The sequence below is a fragment of the Roseivivax sp. genome, assembly GCF_054552075.1.
Genome location: NZ_JBTOLZ010000006.1, coordinates 83010 through 98924, shown reverse-complemented (window position 1 = coordinate 98924; position 15915 = coordinate 83010). Strand labels below are relative to the sequence as shown.

Here is a 15915-nt window from a genome sequence, read left to right as displayed (position 1 = left end):
GGGCGGGGATGCAAGCGCCGCGCGCGCGGCCCGGGTCGGAAAATGGTCGGAGAGGGCGCTCAGGCCGGCTCGAACCGGTAGCCGAAGCGGGCGATGTCGGGGGCGCAGAGATCGGCCACCCGGGCACGGGTCTCGGCGTCGTAATAGCCGCGCCAGTCCTCGGCCCGGGCCGAGCGGTTGGCATGGGGCAGCGCGAGCCGGAAGCCCAGGAGCGCCTCGAAGGCGGGCAGGTCGGTCTGGAGGTGTTCGAGCCGCAGGAAGAGCGTCTCGGCCTCCCGCCCATCCGGGCGGGTGACATAGCTGTCGTAGGGGGCCGCGCGCAGGGCCGCGCCGGTGGCGGGGTCGGCGAGGAAATCGGCGAAGCTCAGCGCCTTGGCGCGCCGCACCGCGGGGTGGTCGAAGCTCTGATCCTGCAGCCAGTGGTAATAGCTGACCATCCGGTCCCAGGGGTTGCGCACCAGGGTGACCACCTTCAGGGGCGCCAGCGCCGCCTCGGGCAGGAGGCCCGCCACGTCCCGCAGGCTGGCGTGTTTCCAGACCCGCCCGGCGGCGGGACCCAGCGTCTTCAGCCGCTTGCGCCGGGCGCGCGCCTTGGGGGTGTCGCCGATCAGGATGTCGTCGCGATGCGCCCGCGCCTCGAGCGCCAGCGCCAGCGAGGTGCCGCCGGTCTTGGGGATATGCACGAAGAGATAGCCGCGCCCGGGCGAGATGATCATGGGCGCTCGCCTCCGGGGCGGACGCCGTAGAGGCGATGGGCCTCGGCGACCATCTGGGCCTCGGTCTTGTCGGGAAAGACCCGGTAGCCCGGCGCGAGGAGCGGCCGGGCGCGGCGCACGCTGACCGCGATGACATGGCGGATGGCGAAGGCGGGCCCGGCCTTTCGGGCCAGAGGTGCGGCGGCCTCGGCGAAGTCGGGCGCCTCTGGGGCGATGATCCGCGCGGTGCCGTGGAAGGTCATGCCCTTCTGCCGGAAGACGTCCAGCGCCGAGACGCAGACCGCGGGGTTGGCGCGGATGTTGCGCAGGCTGCCGGCCGAGGCGATCTCGGCGATCAGGATCTCGCCCGAGGGCGCGGGCAGGAAGACCTCCTTTGGCGAGACATTGGGCCGGCCCTCCGCATCGGCGGTGGCGAGCCAGACCAGCACCGCGCGGTCGAGCGCGGCGCGGCTGTCGTCGGAAAGCGCGCTTCGGGACATCGGGCCTCCGGGATGGCGGGGTGGCGGGGTCAGGTCGGGCGCAGCTTGCCTCCAGCCCGAGGGCCGCCGCAAGGCTTGCCTGCGCCCGCGCTTGGCCGCAATCTGAGCGCGAGTGACGGGCAAGGGAGGACAGCATGGGCTGGTTGCCGGACGAGACCGGGCTGGGCAAGGTGCCCGCCAATTACACCCCGCTGACACCCTTGTCCTTCCTGAAGCGCGCGGTGGAGGTCTATCCCGACCACCTGGCCGTGGCCTACGGCAGCCACCGGGTCGACTACCGCGCCTATGCCGCGCGGGTGAGCCGGTTGGCCTCGGCGCTGGCCGGACGCGGCATCCAGCCCGGCGACGTGGTGGCGACGCTCCTGCCCAATATCCCCGCCCACGCCGAGGCGCATTTCGGCGTGCCCGCCGCGGGGGCGGTGCTGAACGCGATCAACACCCGGCTCGACGCTGGCACCGTGGCCTATATCTTCGCCCATGGCGGGGCCAAGCTGGCGCTCGTCGACAGCGAGGTGATCGAGGTCGCCGAGGCGGCCTTGGCCGAGATGGAGGGCCCGGGCCCGGTGCTGATCGAGGTGGTCGACGCCGAGGCGGGCTGCACCGCCAGCGGGCGCCACACCACCTATGACGCGCTTCTGGCCGAGGGCGCGCCCGATGCGCCCTGGATCATGCCCGAGGACGAATGGGAGAGCATCGCGCTCAATTACACCTCGGGCACCACCGGGCGGCCCAAGGGCGTCGTCTACCACCACCGGGGCGCCTATCTGAACGCCATGGGGCAGGTGCTGTCCTGGCGCATGGTGCTGAACCCGGTCTATCTGACCATCGTGCCGCTTTTTCACTGCAACGGCTGGTGCCACACCTGGATGATGCCGGTGGTCGGCGGCACGCTGGTGTGCTGCCGCGAGATCCGTGCCAAGCCGATCTTCGACGCCATCGCCGAGGAGGGCGTGACCCATTTCGGCGGCGCGCCGATCGTGCTCAACACGCTGATCAACGCCCCCGAGGCCGAGCGGCGCGCCTTTTCGCAGGTGGTCGAGGTCTTCACCGCGGGCGCCCCGCCGGCGCCCTCGACGCTGGCGAAGATCGAGCCCATGGGCTTCAACGTCACGCATGTCTACGGGCTGACCGAGACCTACGGGCCGGGCACCGAATGCACCTGGCAGGCCAAGTGGGACGGCACCGAGGGCGCGGCGCGCGCCGATCTGAAGGCCCGGCAGGGCGTGGCCATGCCCTTCCTCGAACATGTGACCGTCATGGACGAGCGCATGGTCGAGGTGCCGCATGACGGCGAGACCAAGGGCGAGATCATGTTCCGCGGCAACGGCGTGATGAAGGGCTACTACAAGAACCCCGAGGCCACCGAGGAAAGCTTCGCGGGCGGCTATTTCCATTCGGGCGACATCGCGATCCTCGAAGAGGACGGCTACATCCGCATCGCCGACCGCGCCAAGGACATCATCATCTCGGGCGGGGAGAACATCTCTTCGGTGGAGGTCGAGGGCGTGCTGATGGGCCATGACGCGGTCTCGCTCTGCGCGGTGGTGGCCAAGCCCGACGAGACCTGGGGCGAGGTGCCCTGCGCCTTCGTGGAGCTGAAGACCGGCGCAGCGGCGGAGGAGGCGGAGCTGATCGCCTTCGTCCGCGGCCAGCTCGCCGGGTTCAAGACGCCGAAAAAGGTGGTCTTCGGAGAGCTGCCGAAGACCTCGACGGGGAAGATCCAGAAGTTTCAGCTCAGGGCGCAGGCCAAGGAGATGTGAGGCCGGGCAGGGCAGGGGGCTCGGGCCGGACACCCAGGTGAAGGCGCGGCCCTCGACATCCGCGCCGCCCGCAGCCGCCACGCCCGCCAGGCCGGCGCGTCACGCACCCGGCTCTCAGCCGCCACGCCCGCCGGGGCAGCACTCCACGCACCGCGCTCTCAACCCAACACCCCAGCCAAGGCCCGAAGCGCCCCCCCCCAGGCTTCAGCTTGGCAAAAATACCTAAACCGACGCTCTCAGCCGCCGCCCCCGCCGGGGCAGCGCGCCCCCGACCCCGGTCTCACCCCAGCGCCCCCGCCAAGCCCCAACGCCCTCACCCTCGGCAAAAATACCGCACTCCCCCTGTCCGAAACCGGCGCCACCGCCCCGCGCGCCCATGCGATTGCCGTCTCCCACCGCCGCGTGTAGCTTGCGCCGAGCCACAGGTGCAGACGAGCCCCCGGAGCGCATGACAGCCCTTACCCAATACCAGCGTCTCGAAGCCTCGGGCCTCTGGCGTGCCGATGCCGAGGCGCAGCGGCGCGAGGTGATCGTCTCGCTGGGCGAGGCTTCCCTGACGATCAGCGACGGCAACGAGCGCCCGCTGGCGCATTGGTCGCTGGCGGCGGTGGAGCGGGCCACGGCGCGAGGCGAGCTGCCGGCGATCTACCACCCCGACGGCGACCCCGGAGAGACGCTCGAGCTGGGCGAGGACGCGCCCGAGATGATCGAGGGCATCGACCGGGTGCTGCGGGCGATCTCGCGGGCGCGGCCCCGGCCGGGCAAGCTGCGGCTCTGGATCACCGGCGGGCTGGCGGCGGCGGGCGTCTTGGCGACGGTCTTCTGGTTGCCCGGCGCGCTTCTGGCCTATTCGACCGAGGTCGTCCCGCCGGTCAAGCGCGACGAGATCGGCGCGGCGCTTCTGGAGCGGATCGAGCGGGTGGCGGGCCGGCCCTGCAGCGCCAGCGAGGCCGAGGAGCCCCTGCGCGCGCTGGGCCGCCGGGTGCTCGGCCCCGAGCGGGGCGGCGACCTGACGGTGCTGCGCCAGGCGGTGCCGGACACCGCGCATCTGCCGGGCGGGCGCATCCTTCTGAACCGGCGGCTGGTCGAGGATCCCGAGGATCCCGATGTCACCGCGGGCTATGTCCTGGCCGAGGCGCTGCGCGCCGGGCGGGCCGATCCGCTGGGCGAGCTTCTCCAGCGCGCGGGGCTTTTCGCGACGCTGAAGCTTCTGACCACGGGCGAGCTGCCGGAAAGCGCGCTCGACGCCCATGCCGAGGCGATCCTCTCGGAGACCCCGGCGCGGGTCTCGACCGAGGCGCTCCTGACGGCCTTCGACGGCGCGGAGCTGCGCTCGAGCCCCTATGCCTATGCGCTCGACATGACCGGCGAGACGACGCTGCCGCTGATCGAGGCCGACCCCCGGCGCGAGACCGGCAGCCGCCCGGTGCTGACGGACGCGGAATGGGTGCGGCTGCAGGGGATCTGCACGGGGTAGGGTGTTGGGCCTGAGGGCGCCGAGGTGCCGTTCGGGAGGCGCGTCGTGTGTCTCGGATTAGGTCAGGAAAGCTGCCGGAGGCACGACGGCATGACCGAGGCTGCGCACATCACCTCGGCAGGGTGATATTGCAAGGCTTTTCAAAGCACGGGGAACGCCCCACGACGCGGCTTCTGGCTGTCTCACCAAATGGTTTGAGATGCGCACCGCACCAGTTCAGCGCAGACCCGCCTCAAGCGGCCCCGCCCAACCTCGGCGCCAACCTCAGCGCGGAATGATGATGATCGGATCGCGCACCCGGTGGCGGTCGGCGGTGGCGACCAGCCGGCGCGGCACGGTGTTGGTCCAGACCTGTTGCGTCGCGTAGTAGCCCTCTGGCGTCTGGAAGGCGCGGCGCGGGTTCAGGCGGTCGTCGTCCCAGGCGCGCTCGTAGCCCTCGGGCACGCGGACGGCGGCCTCGGCGCGCAGGGTCTCGTAGACCTGGTCGGGCACGATGGTCGGCCCGGGCCCGCTGCGGGGGGCGGCGGGGGCGAGGCGCAGGTTGCTGTCGTCATAGCCCTGCCGGATGTAGACATTGGCGTTCGGCCCCGGCGTCTCGCCGCGGCGGATCACCGTCACATGGCTGGTGGTCTGCGGCCCGCAGCGCACCGGCAGCCCCTGCGAATTGCCGATATACTGCTGCGAGATCGCCGAGGCGCCCCGGCAGCCGCCCTCGGTCGCGACGCGGGTCCGGGCGGGCGCGGGCTGCGCGGCGGGCGCGGGCACCTGGCGGACGATCTGCGGGGCGGGTTTGACCTGTTGCGGCTGCGGCGCGGGGGCGCGGCGCTGGGCCTGCGGCTGCGGCGCGGTGGTCGTGGTCCGGGCCTGTGCTTGAGCCTGCGCCTGGCGCGGCGCCGCGGCCGAGGTTGCGGGCGCGCTGTCGAGGGTGATCCGCTCCACCTCGCTGCCCGGTGCGGCGGCGGCCGTGCGGGTGCCGCTCTCGCCCAGGGTCGGGGTCTGGCCGCAGATGTGGCGGCGCTGGCGGCTCACCCGGGGCACCCAGTTGGTCGCCCCGTCGATGCCCGCGCGGATGTAGACGCAGCCGCGGCTGTCGACATACTGGCGGCCCTCGTAGGAACTGGGCGGAAACTCCATCGGCACATCGGTCGACCGCTGCTGGGCGGAGAGCTCGCCCGCAAGACCGAAGGTCCCGGCAACCAGGGCCAGCACGGCCAGACGTGTCAGTTTCATATCACGGCCCCCCGAAGGCGTTTTCGCAACGATGCCGCAACAGGTTGCGTCTGTAAAGCTATGCCATGGCCTATTTAGTCCCGAACATCCGGTCGCCCGCATCGCCGAGACCGGGCACAATATAGCCCTTTTCGTTCAGCCGCTCGTCGAGCGCGGCGGTCACCACCTGCACGTCGGGATGTGCCTCGGCCATGCGCTGGACGCCCTCGGGCGAGGCCAGGAGGCAGAGGAAGCGGATGTTCGTCGCGCCGGCCTTCTTCAGAAGGTCGATGGCCGCGACCGAGGAATTGCCGGTGGCCAGCATCGGGTCGACGGCGATGGTCATCCGGTCCGAGAGGCCCTCGGGCACCTTGAAGTAATATTCCACCGGCTGCAGCGTCTCCTCGTCGCGGTAGAGCCCGACAAAGCCCACCCGGGCCGAGGGGATCAGCTCGAGCACGCCGTCCAGGAGCCCGTTGCCGGCCCGCAGGATCGAGATCAGCGCCAGCTTCTTGCCGTCGAGGACCGGCGCTTCCATCGGCATCAGCGGGGTCTCGATGCGGCGCGTGGTCATCGGCAGTTCCGAGGTGATCTCATAGGCCAGGAGCTGCGAGATCTCGCGCAGGAGCTGCCGGAAGGAGGCGGTCGAGGTCTCCTTCTCGCGCATCAGCGTGAGCTTGTGCTGCACCAGCGGGTGATCGACGATCTTCAGGGTCTCGGTCATTGGGTGTCCAGTCTCTTGGCGATGGCCGCGCGGGTGGTCTCGTCGCAGAAGGCATGGGCCAGCGCGGTGCGGTTGAGGGTGGTGAAATCCTCGGCCTGCCAGCCGAAGCAGCGCGCGAGGTTCACGTATTCGTCGCGCATGGTGGTGTGGAAGAAGGGCGGATCGTCGGTCGAGACGGTGACCGGCACCCCGGCGCGGCGCAGCCGCGCGATCGGGTGGTCGGCAAGCCGCTTGTAGACCCCCAGCGCCACGTTCGAGCCCGGGCAGACCTCGAGGCAGATGCCCGCCTCGGCCAGCCGCTCGACCAGGGCGGGGTCCTCGGCGGCGCGCACGCCGTGGCCGATCCTTGCGACGCGCAGGTCGTCCACCGCCGAGGCGACCTCGGCGGGCCCGCGCCATTCGCCGGCGTGCACGGTGAGCTGAAGCCCGGCCTCGCGGGCCATGTCGAAGGACCAGGCGAAATCCTTGAGCGCGCCCTGGTTCTCGTCGCCGCCCATGCCGAAGCCGGTGATGAAGTCACCCGCGGTCTCGGCGGCGCAGCGCGCCGCGCGGCGCGCCTGGTCGGGGCCGAAGTGGCGCACGCAGGTCACCACGCCGCGCAGGGTCACGCCCATGTCGCGCTCGGCGATCTCGGCGGCCTCGCGGATGGCGGCCAGGTAGTCCTGCCAGGCCGAAAGGTCGCCGCCGCCGCAGAAATCGGGCGAGAGGAAGCTCTCGGTGTAGACCACGCCGTTCTCGGCCGACTGCTCAAGGAGCGCCAGGGTCAGGCGGTGGAAGTCCTCGGGCGACTTCAGCACGGCGGTGGCCGCCTCATAGGTGCGCAGGAAGCGTTCGAAGCCCGAGAAGGCATAGCCGCCATCGGCGTCGAAGACGCCGTCGAGGCGGATGGATTTCTCCTCTCCGAGGCGGCGGATGAACTCCGGCGGGGCGGCGCCCTCGTGGTGCAGGTGCAGCTCGACCTTGGGCAGGTTGGCAATCGCTGCGAGGCTTTCTTCGTCGTGGCGGATCTCTTGGGTCTCGTCGGTCATCTGGTCACTCGTGGGGCGCGGGGCGTCCGGGCCCCTTTGCGGGAATGTCGAGGTGTCGCGCGATGGTCGCGGCGACATCGGCGAAAGCGATCCGGCCCAGCTCTCCCGGGCCCTGGCCGGCAATCAGCACCGGCACCCGCTCGCGGGTGTGGTCGGTGCCGAACCAGGTCGGATCGTTGCCATGATCGGCGGTCAGGCAGAGCATGTCGCCCGGGCGCAGCCGGTCGAGGAGCGGACCCAGCTCGGCGTCGAACCATTCGAGCGCCCGGGCATAGCCTGAGACGTCGCGGCGGTGGCCGTAGTGGCTGTCGAACTCGACGAAATTGGCGAAGGTCAGGCTGCCCTCGGGCATCTCGTCGATGGCCGTGCCGAGATGGGTTATCAGCTCGGCGTCGGCGCCCTTCCGCAGCTCGTCGATGCCCTCCATGGTGAAGATATCGCCGATCTTGCCGATGGCGCGCACGCGGCGCCCGGCGTCCTGGGCCCAGTTGGTCAGCACCGGCTGAGGCGGGCGGATCGCGTAGTCGCGGCGGTTGGCGGTGCGCTGGAAGGCCCCGGGGCGGCCCACGAAGGGCCGGGCGATGACCCGGCCGACGCGCATCTCGTGCAGGCGCGGGGCGATGTCGCGGCAGAGCTGGAGCAGCCGGTCGAGGCCGAAGTGCTCTTCATGGGCGGCGATCTGGAAGACGCTGTCGGCGGAGGTGTAGCAGATCGGGAAGCCGGTCTCGATGTGCTCTGCGCCGAAACGATCGAGCATCACCGTGCCCGAGCCGTGGATATTGCCGATGATACCCTCGGTGCCGGCGAGGCGGCAGACCTCGGCGGTCAGATCCTCGGGGAAGGCGGGCCTTGTGTCGGGGAAGTAATGCCAGTCCCAGGGCACCGGCAGACCGGCGAGCTCCCAGTGGCCCGAGGGCGTGTCCTTGCCGGGCGAGACCTCGGTCGCCGCCCCCCAGGTGCCGGAGAGGTCGCCGCCGCCCAGGTCCGGGGCCGGATCGCCCGAGGCCAGCGTCACCGCGCGCGAGAGGCCCAGCCCGTCGAGATGCGGCAGGCGCAGGGGGCCCGAGCGGCCCTCCTCGGCCCGGCCCTCGGCGCAGGCCCGCGCGATATGGGCGAGCGTATTGGCGCCGCTGTCGGGCTTGCCGTCGTTGAAAAAGTCGCCCGCATCCGGGGCGCCGCCGATACCGACGGAATCCATCACGACAAGGAAGGCGCGGGGCATGGGTGATCCTTCACGGGCAGGCGTCTGAGGGTGGCACCGGGCCTAGCGCGCGCGAAAGATTTGGGCAAGGGGCGGGCGGCGGGGCGCCGCCGCGTCGGGCGGTGGTCTGGCGCCTGGCGCAGGGCTGCGCGCTGCCGGGCCGCGTGCGGCCTGGAGGTCCAGGTCTGAGACACCTGCCGCTGAGAGGCCCAGGTCTGCGGCGCCCGCTGCTCCGGGGCCCGCCGTGGAGCCAGCCGCTGCTGGGCTGTCCCCGGCTCGGGCGCTCTCGGCTGACACGCCCGCTTCAGGGCCGCCCGGTGCTGATCCGCCCCCCGTTCAGGCCCCCGCCGCGATCCGCCCGATGGGCTTGCGCGCCGGGGCCTCGCCCAGGGTGAAGGCCGCGCGGATCGCCGCTTCCACCGCCTCGGCGTCCTCGACCCGGGCGGCGTGCAGCTTCACCAGCGGCTGGCCCGGCGCGACCGCGCGCCCGAGCGGCGCCACCTCGGAGAGACCCACCGCCGGGTCGACGCTGTCGGTCTCGACCCGCCGCCCGCCACCGAGCCGCACCACCACATGCCCCAGCGCCTCGCCGTCGATCGCCGCCACATGGCCCGCGCCCTCGGCGGTGACCTCGCGGATCACCGGCGCCTCGGGCAGGAAGCGGCCCGGCGTCTCGACAAAGCCCATGGGCCCGCCCTGGGCATAGACCATCTTCTGGAAGGCCTCGGCCGCGCGCCCGTCGCCCAGCGTCGCCCGGACCTGGGCCGCGCCGGCCTCGGCATCCTTGGCAAGCCCCGCCTTGGCCAGGAGCGCACCGCCTAGAAGCTCGGTCAGCGCCGCGAGCCGGCCCTCGGGGTCCTGGCCCTTGAGGACCGCCGCTGCCTCCCAGACCTCAAGCGCATTGCCGAGCGCCGGGGCCGCCGGGGCGTCCATGTCGGTCAGGCAGGCCACCGTCGGGCAGCCCGCGTCATTGGCCGTCGCGGCCAGCGCCCCGGCCAGTTCCAGGGCCTCGGGCTCGGTCTTCATGAAGGCGCCGGAGCCCAGCTTGACGTCGAGGACCAGCCCCTCGAGCCCGGCGGCCAGCTTCTTCGACAGGATCGAGGCGGTGATCAGGTCGATCGAGGCCACGGTGCCGGTCACGTCGCGCACCGCGTAGAGCCGCCGGTCGGCGGGCGCGATATCCGCCGAGGCGCCGACGATGGCCGCGCCGGTCTCGCGGACGCAGCGGGTGAACTCGGTTTCGCTGAGCGCCGTGCGGAAGCCGGGGATCGCCTCGAGCTTGTCGAGCGTGCCGCCGGTATGGCCCAGCCCGCGCCCCGAGATCATCGGCACATAGACCCCGAGCGCGGCCAGCGCGGGGGCGAGCACCAGGCTCACGCAGTCGCCCACGCCGCCGGTCGAATGTTTGTCGAGGACCGGGCCCGGCAGGTCCCAGTCGAGCTTCCGGCCCGAATCGCGCATCCCCCGGGTGAGCGCCGTGCGCCCCGCCTCGGAGAGCCCGCGCCAGCAGACCGCCACGGCGAAGGCCCCGGCCTGGGCGTCCGAGACCGAGCCGTCGGCGAGCCCGCGCGCGAAGCCCGCGATGGCCGCGGGGTCGGGCTCCTGGCCCTGTCGCAGGGCCGCGATCAGCCGGGCGGGCTCCATCAGGACTTGTCCATATGCGACGCGGCGAAGGCCCCGGGCAGCAGTTCGCCCACCGAGAGGCGGGTCTCGGTGCCCTCGAGCGTGGCCAGGGTGACCATGGTCGCGGGGGCCGCGAACTCGGCGATCTTCTGGCGGCAGCCGCCGCAGGGCGGCACCGGGGCGGGGCTGTCGGCGACCACGTAGATCTCGGCGATCTCGGTCTCGCCCGCGGCGACCATGGCGGCGATGGCCCCGGCCTCGGCGCAGGTGCCCTCGGGGTAGGCGACGTTCTCGACGTTGCAGCCCCGGTGGACGGCGCCCGAGGGGGTGGTCAGCGCCGCCCCCACCTTGAAGCCGGAATAGGGGGCATGGGCGTTTTCGCGCACGGCAAGCGCGGCGTCGCGCAGGGACATCGGGGCACCTCTCGCAGCTCTCGGGAAGCGGCATGGTGGAGCGCGGGCGGAGGCGGCGCAAGGGGGGAGGCTTGGGGCGGTCAGGAGCTGACGCGGGGTCGGGAAGGGCAGGGGGGCTTGGGCAAGACTGCGCGGGCTGGGCGTATTGCGCAGAGGCCGTCCTTCGCTCGGGTGGTTTGGTTTTGTGGCCATCCACTCGCTCGGGCACTTCCCCGGTTCGGGATCACAGGCCCCCGGCGAAGCACAAGCCAAACCCATCGGAAAAACACACCGCCCAAACCCGGACCCCACGTCGCCCAGCCCTCTCACCCCTCGCACCAGAGGGCGCGCGGCGGACCGGGGGCCGGCGCTGCTGCGCTTCGAGCGAGGCGCTTTATCCCTGCAAGGTCAGGGCTAGAGGTGATCTAGGCGCGCCATTCCAAGGAGCGCCGGCCCATCGGGCCGGTCCGGCGCGCGCCCGGCATCTTCGATGCTATTCGGGCGCAAGAAGGGGCCGGTGTTTTGATGGGTTAGCATTGGGCCTCGCTTGGGCCGTAGCTGTCCTCAGAGGCGCAGCCTCGCCGCGATGTTGCAGCTTCCTGAGAAACAACCCCGCTTGCACACTGACGCTTTCCTTGCCTTGGACAGTTCAGCGCTTCCCCACTCCACAGATCTGCGCAGGCCCCAACCTCAGGCTCACCACCTCCCCCCAAATGACGTCACGTCTTTCCGCCCCCCGCGTTTTGCGCTACGCGAGATTCCCGGACCAGTGAGGGGAGAGAGGCATGTCGGATCAGACCACCGAGGGGCAACGGCAGCAGGCGCTCGACTACCACCGTTATCCCAAGCCCGGGAAGCTCGAGATCCAGGCCACCAAGCCGCTTGCCAACGGCCGCGACCTGGCCCGCGCCTATTCGCCCGGCGTCGCTGAGGCCTGCCTCGAGATCAAGTCCGACCCGACCACCGCCCGCGACTACACCGCCCGCGGCAACCTCGTCGCCGTGGTCTCCAACGGCACCGCGGTCCTGGGCCTCGGCGACATCGGCGCGCTGGCGTCGAAGCCGGTGATGGAGGGCAAGGCGGTGCTCTTCAAGAAATTCGCCGGCATCGACTGCTTCGACATCGAACTGAACGAACGTGATCCCGAGAAGCTGGCCGAGATCGTCTGCGCGCTCGAGCCCTCCTTCGGGGCGATCAACCTCGAGGACATCAAGGCACCCGACTGCTTCGTGGTCGAGGAGATCTGCCGCGAGCGCATGAACATCCCCGTATTCCACGACGACCAGCACGGCACCGCCATCGTGGTCTCCGCCGCGGCGCTCAACGCGCTGAAGCTCGCGGGCAAATCCTTCGAGGACATCAAGATCGTCTCCACCGGCGGCGGCGCGGCGGGCATCGCCTGCCTCAACATGCTCCTGAAGCTCGGCGTCAAGCGCGAGAACGTCTGGCTCTGCGACATCAACGGGCTGGTGCACGAGGGCCGCGAGGACGAGGCCATGACCCCGCAGAAGGCCGCCTTCGCCCAGCCCGGCGGGCCGCGTGACCTCGGCGACGTGATCGAGGGCGCCGACCTCTTCCTCGGCCTCTCCGGCCCCAATGTCCTGAAGCCCGAGATGGTGGCGAAGATGGCCGAGCGCCCGATCATCTTCGCGCTCGCCAACCCCAACCCGGAGATCATGCCCGACGCCGCCCGCGAGGTTGCCCCCGAGGCGATCATCGCCACCGGCCGGTCGGATTTTCCCAACCAGGTCAACAACGTCCTCTGCTTCCCCTTCATCTTCCGGGGTGCGCTGGACGTCGGCGCCACGACGATCAACGACGAGATGAAGATCGCCTGCGTCGAGGGTATCGCGGCGCTGGCGCGGGCCACCACCTCGGCCGAGGCCGCCGCCGCCTATCACGGCGAAAGCCTGACCTTCGGGCGCGACTACCTGATCCCCAAGCCCTTCGACCCGCGGCTCTCGGCCACGGTCTCGGTGGCGGTGGCCGAGGCGGCCATGGCCTCGGGCGTGGCGGAACGGCCGATCGCCGACATGGAGGCCTACAAGGCCAAGCTGCGCGCCTCGGTCTACCGTTCGGCGCTGATCATGCGCCCGGTCTTCGCCGCCGCCGCCGGGGCCTCGCGGCGCATCGTCTTCGCCGAGGGCGAGGACGAGCGCGTCCTGCGCGCCGCCCAGGCGATCCTCGAGGAGACCACCGAACAGCCGATCCTGATCGGCCGGCCGGAGGTCATCAACATGCGCTGCGAGCGCATGGGCCTCGAGATCCGGCCCGAGCGCGACGTCAATATCGTCAACCCCGAGAACGACCCGCGCTACCGCGACTACTGGACCACCTACCACGAGATCATGGCCCGCCGCGGCGTGACCCCGGACATCGCCCGGGCGATCATGCGCACCAATACCACCGCCATCGGCGCGGTCATGGTGCACCGCGAAGAGGCCGACAGCCTGATCTGCGGCACCTTCGGGGAATACCGCTGGCATCTCAACTACATCGAGCAGGTGCTGGGCTCGCCGGAGCTCTCGCCTCACGGCGCGCTGAGCCTGATGATCCTCGAGGACGGGCCGCTCTTCATCGCCGACACCCATGTGCATTTCGCCCCCACCCCCGAAGAGATCGCCCGCGCCGCGGTGGGCGCTGCGCGCCACGTGCGCCGCTTCGGGCTCGAGCCGAAGATCGCGCTCTGCTCGCAGTCGCAGTTCGGCACCCAGTCGAACGAGGCCGCCGCGCGCATCCGCGCGGGCCTCGAGTTGCTCGACGCGCAGCCGCGGGACTTCTGCTACGAGGGTGAGATGAGCGTCGAGGCGGCGCTCGACCCCGATCTGCGCGAGCGGCTCCTGCCGGGCAACCGCATGGTCGGCAAGGCCAACGTGCTGATCTTCGCCCATGCCGACGCGGCTTCGGGGGTGCGCAACATCCTGAAGATGACCGCCCGCGGCCTCGAGGTCGGCCCGATCCTGATGGGCATGGGCAACCGCGCCCATATCGTGACCCCCTCGATCACCACGCGCGGCCTCCTGAACATGGCCGCCCTCGCCGGCACGCCGGTCTCGGACTACGGCTGACAGCCCGCGCGCCCTGCCGCTGGGAGGTCGGGCGCGCGCCGCCAAAGCCCGGCCCTGAGCAGAGGCGCGTGACCAGCGCCGCCGCGCGCGACAAAAGTCTGCGCCGCCCGGCACCTCGATCGAGCGCACCGCCGCGCGAACGCCCGCGCCGCGCAACGCTTCCATCAAAGCGCCGCCGCGCAATCCCAGCCGCGCCCGGACCAGAAAACCCGCGCCCACACCGGCCACAGCCGACCCACTTCACCACCCAAACCCAAAAAAACCGCGCCCGCCATCACCCCGGCGCGCAGCCCCTCCTTGCGCATGACCGGGCTGAAAATACCTCCGGGAGCGCGAGGGCAGCGCCCTCGCCCCGCCCGATGATCGGCACGATCAGCGGGCCAGACCATCCGCCCGCCGCCAGGCGGGCGACCGCCCAATCAACAGCCCAACCAAACCGCCCCTCAGATCTCCTCGGGGAAATGCCGCATCACCGCGCGGATCGGGTTCGGCGCGGCCTGGCCGAGGCCGCAGATCGAGGCGTCGACCATGGCCTGGCTCAGCTCTTCGAGCAGCCCCTGGTCCCAGTGCTCCGCCTGCATCAGCTTCACCGCCTTCTCGCAGCCGACCCGGCAGGGGGTGCATTGCCCGCAGCTTTCGTCCTCGAAGAAGCGCAGCATGTTGAGCGCGGCGCCGCGGGCGCTGTCCTGGTCGGAAAGGACCACCACCGCCGCCGAGCCGATGAAGGAGCCGTGCTCCTGCAGCACGTCGAAATCGAGCGGGACATCGTCAAGCGCGGCGGGCAGGAGGCCCGAGGAGGGGCCGCCGGGCTGGTAAGCCTTGAAGACATGGCCCTGGGCCATGCCGCCGGCGGCCGCGATGATCTCGGTGATCGTGGAGCCGGCGGGCAGAAGGTAGACCCCCGGCTTGGCGACCCGGCCCGAGACCGAGAAGCTGCGCAGCCCGCGCCGTCCGTTGTGCTCGGTGGATGAGAGCACCTCGGGCCCCTCGCGGCAGATCCGGGCGACCCAATGCAGGGTCTCGACGTTGTGCACCAGCGTCGGGCGGCCGAAGACGCCGACCTGGGCGACATAAGGCGGGCGGTGGCGGGGCAGGCCGCGCTTGCCCTCGATCGATTCGATCATCGCGCTTTCCTCGCCGCAGATATAGGCGCCGGCGCCGCGCCGCAGCTCGATGTAGTCGCGCGGGGCAAGCCCGGCCTCCTCGAGCGCGGCGATCTCGCGGCGCAGGATCTCGAGGACGGCGGGATATTCGTCGCGCATGTAGAGGAAGACGTGGTCGGCCTCGACCGCCCAGGCGGCGATCAGGAGCCCCTCGAGGAAGAGATGCGGCTGGCGTTCGAGGTAATACCGGTCCTTGAAGGTGCCGGGCTCGCCCTCGTCGCCGTTGACGGCCAGGTAGCGCGGCCCGGGCTCGGCGCGCACGAAGCCCCATTTGCGCCCGGCGGGGAAGCCCGCGCCGCCGAGGCCGCGCAGGCCCGCGCCCAGGACCCGCTCCTGCACCTCCTGCCAGTCGCCCTCGGCGTGGAGCTGCTCCAGCGCCGCGTAGCCGCCACCCGCGCGATAGGCCGCGAGGGCCTCGTAGTCGGGGATGCGGGGATGGATGGCGCCGGCGGTGATCGCGGCTTTGACGCTCTCGGGCGTGGCGGCGTCGATGTGGTTGTGGCCCAGCTCGCAGACCGGGGCGGTGTCGCAGCGGCCCATGCAGGGGGCGCGCAGGACGCGCACCTCGGCGGGGTCGAGCCCGGCCTCCAGCGCCTCGCGCAGCGCCTCGGCCCCGGCCAGCTCGCAGGAGAGCGAATCGCAGACCCGCACGGTCAGCGCCGGCGGCGGGGTCTCGCCCTCGCTCACCGGGTCGAAATGGGCGTAGAAGCTCGCGACCTCGTAGACCTCGACCTGGGACAGGCGCAGCTCCTCGGCGAGCGCGCGGATATGGGCCGCCGAGAGATGCCCGTAGGCGTCCTGGATGCGGTGCAGGAATTCGATCAGCAGATCGCGCCGCCTGGGCGCGGTGCCCAGAAGCGCGCGCACCTCGGCCTGGGCCGTCTCGTCGAGCGGCCGGCCCTTGGGCGTGGGGCGGCCCTTGCCGCGCCCGGATTTCCAGCTGCCCTTGCCCTGATCGAGCGCCATGTCGCCTCCTCGCGCGCTGCTGTCTCTGGTCCCCGGGTGTAGCCCGCGCAGGGCCCCGCCGTCACGCGGGATGCGGCGCCTGAGGGCCGCCTTGCGACCTCATCCTGCC

The 15915-nt window shown here is 71.5% G+C and carries 12 protein-coding genes; 3 read left to right on the top strand and 9 right to left on the bottom strand.

Annotated features, from left to right (window positions below; all coding sequences use genetic code 11):
* Positions 1-59 precede the first annotated feature (59 nt).
* Both ACX938_RS06785 and ACX938_RS06780 read right to left on the bottom strand, forming a co-directional pair.
* Positions 60-716, bottom strand: coding sequence for a sulfotransferase domain-containing protein (locus ACX938_RS06785; RefSeq protein WP_459430481.1), 657 nt, complete (start codon positions 714-716; stop codon positions 60-62).
* Positions 713-1195, bottom strand: a complete 483-nt coding sequence (locus ACX938_RS06780) for a pyridoxamine 5'-phosphate oxidase family protein (protein ID WP_459430480.1) — start codon at positions 1193-1195, stop codon at positions 713-715. The genes ACX938_RS06785 and ACX938_RS06780 overlap by 4 nt, the downstream gene beginning before the upstream one ends.
* Before the next feature lie 134 nt (positions 1196-1329).
* Here ACX938_RS06780 and ACX938_RS06775 point away from each other — a divergent pair, with 134 nt between their 5' ends.
* Together ACX938_RS06775 and ACX938_RS06770 are read left to right on the top strand one after the other, a co-directional pair.
* Positions 1330-2955, top strand: coding sequence for an AMP-binding protein (locus ACX938_RS06775; protein WP_459430479.1), 1626 nt, complete (start codon positions 1330-1332; stop codon positions 2953-2955).
* 448 nt (positions 2956-3403) lie between these two features.
* Positions 3404-4432: a hypothetical protein gene (locus ACX938_RS06770; RefSeq protein ID WP_459430478.1), complete on the top strand. Its 1029-nt coding sequence runs from the start codon at positions 3404-3406 to the stop codon at positions 4430-4432.
* A 264-nt stretch (positions 4433-4696) separates the two neighbouring features.
* Here the strand turns inward: ACX938_RS06770 and ACX938_RS06765 are convergent, their stop codons facing one another.
* The 6 genes from ACX938_RS06765 to ACX938_RS06740 all read right to left on the bottom strand — a co-directional run bounded on the left by ACX938_RS06765 (position 4697) and on the right by ACX938_RS06740 (position 10630).
* Positions 4697-5662, bottom strand: a complete 966-nt coding sequence (locus tag ACX938_RS06765; protein ID WP_459430477.1) for a hypothetical protein — start codon at positions 5660-5662, stop codon at positions 4697-4699.
* 70 nt (positions 5663-5732) lie between these two features.
* Complete coding sequence (gene upp, locus ACX938_RS06760) at positions 5733-6365, bottom strand: uracil phosphoribosyltransferase (RefSeq protein WP_232753324.1); 633 nt, start codon at positions 6363-6365, stop codon at positions 5733-5735.
* Positions 6362-7393 (bottom strand): adenosine deaminase, encoded by a 1032-nt coding sequence (locus tag ACX938_RS06755; RefSeq protein ID WP_459430476.1) that lies wholly within the window; start codon positions 7391-7393, stop codon positions 6362-6364. The genes upp and ACX938_RS06755 overlap by 4 nt, the downstream gene beginning before the upstream one ends.
* Positions 7394-7397: 4 nt before the next feature.
* Positions 7398-8615, bottom strand: coding sequence for a phosphopentomutase (locus ACX938_RS06750; protein WP_459430475.1), 1218 nt, complete (start codon positions 8613-8615; stop codon positions 7398-7400).
* 315 nt (positions 8616-8930) lie between these two features.
* Positions 8931-10238, bottom strand: coding sequence for a thymidine phosphorylase (locus tag ACX938_RS06745; RefSeq protein WP_459430474.1), 1308 nt, complete (start codon positions 10236-10238; stop codon positions 8931-8933).
* Positions 10238-10630, bottom strand: a complete 393-nt coding sequence (locus ACX938_RS06740; RefSeq protein ID WP_232753328.1) for a cytidine deaminase — start codon at positions 10628-10630, stop codon at positions 10238-10240. Before ACX938_RS06740 ends, ACX938_RS06745 begins: the two co-directional genes overlap by 1 nt.
* A 764-nt stretch (positions 10631-11394) precedes the next feature.
* On the opposite strand from ACX938_RS06740, the gene ACX938_RS06735 reads away from it, so the two are divergent.
* The gene (locus tag ACX938_RS06735) at positions 11395-13677 is read left to right on the top strand and encodes an NADP-dependent malic enzyme (RefSeq protein WP_459430473.1); all 2283 of its coding nucleotides are present in this window, start codon (positions 11395-11397) and stop codon (positions 13675-13677) included.
* A gap of 443 nt (positions 13678-14120) precedes the next feature.
* On the opposite strand, the gene ACX938_RS06730 is transcribed toward ACX938_RS06735, so the two are convergent.
* Positions 14121-15806 carry an NAD(P)H-dependent oxidoreductase subunit E gene (locus tag ACX938_RS06730; protein ID WP_459430472.1) on the bottom strand — a complete coding sequence of 562 codons (1686 nt, stop codon included), beginning with the start codon at positions 15804-15806 and terminating at the stop codon, positions 14121-14123.
* Positions 15807-15915: the final 109 nt, after the last annotated feature.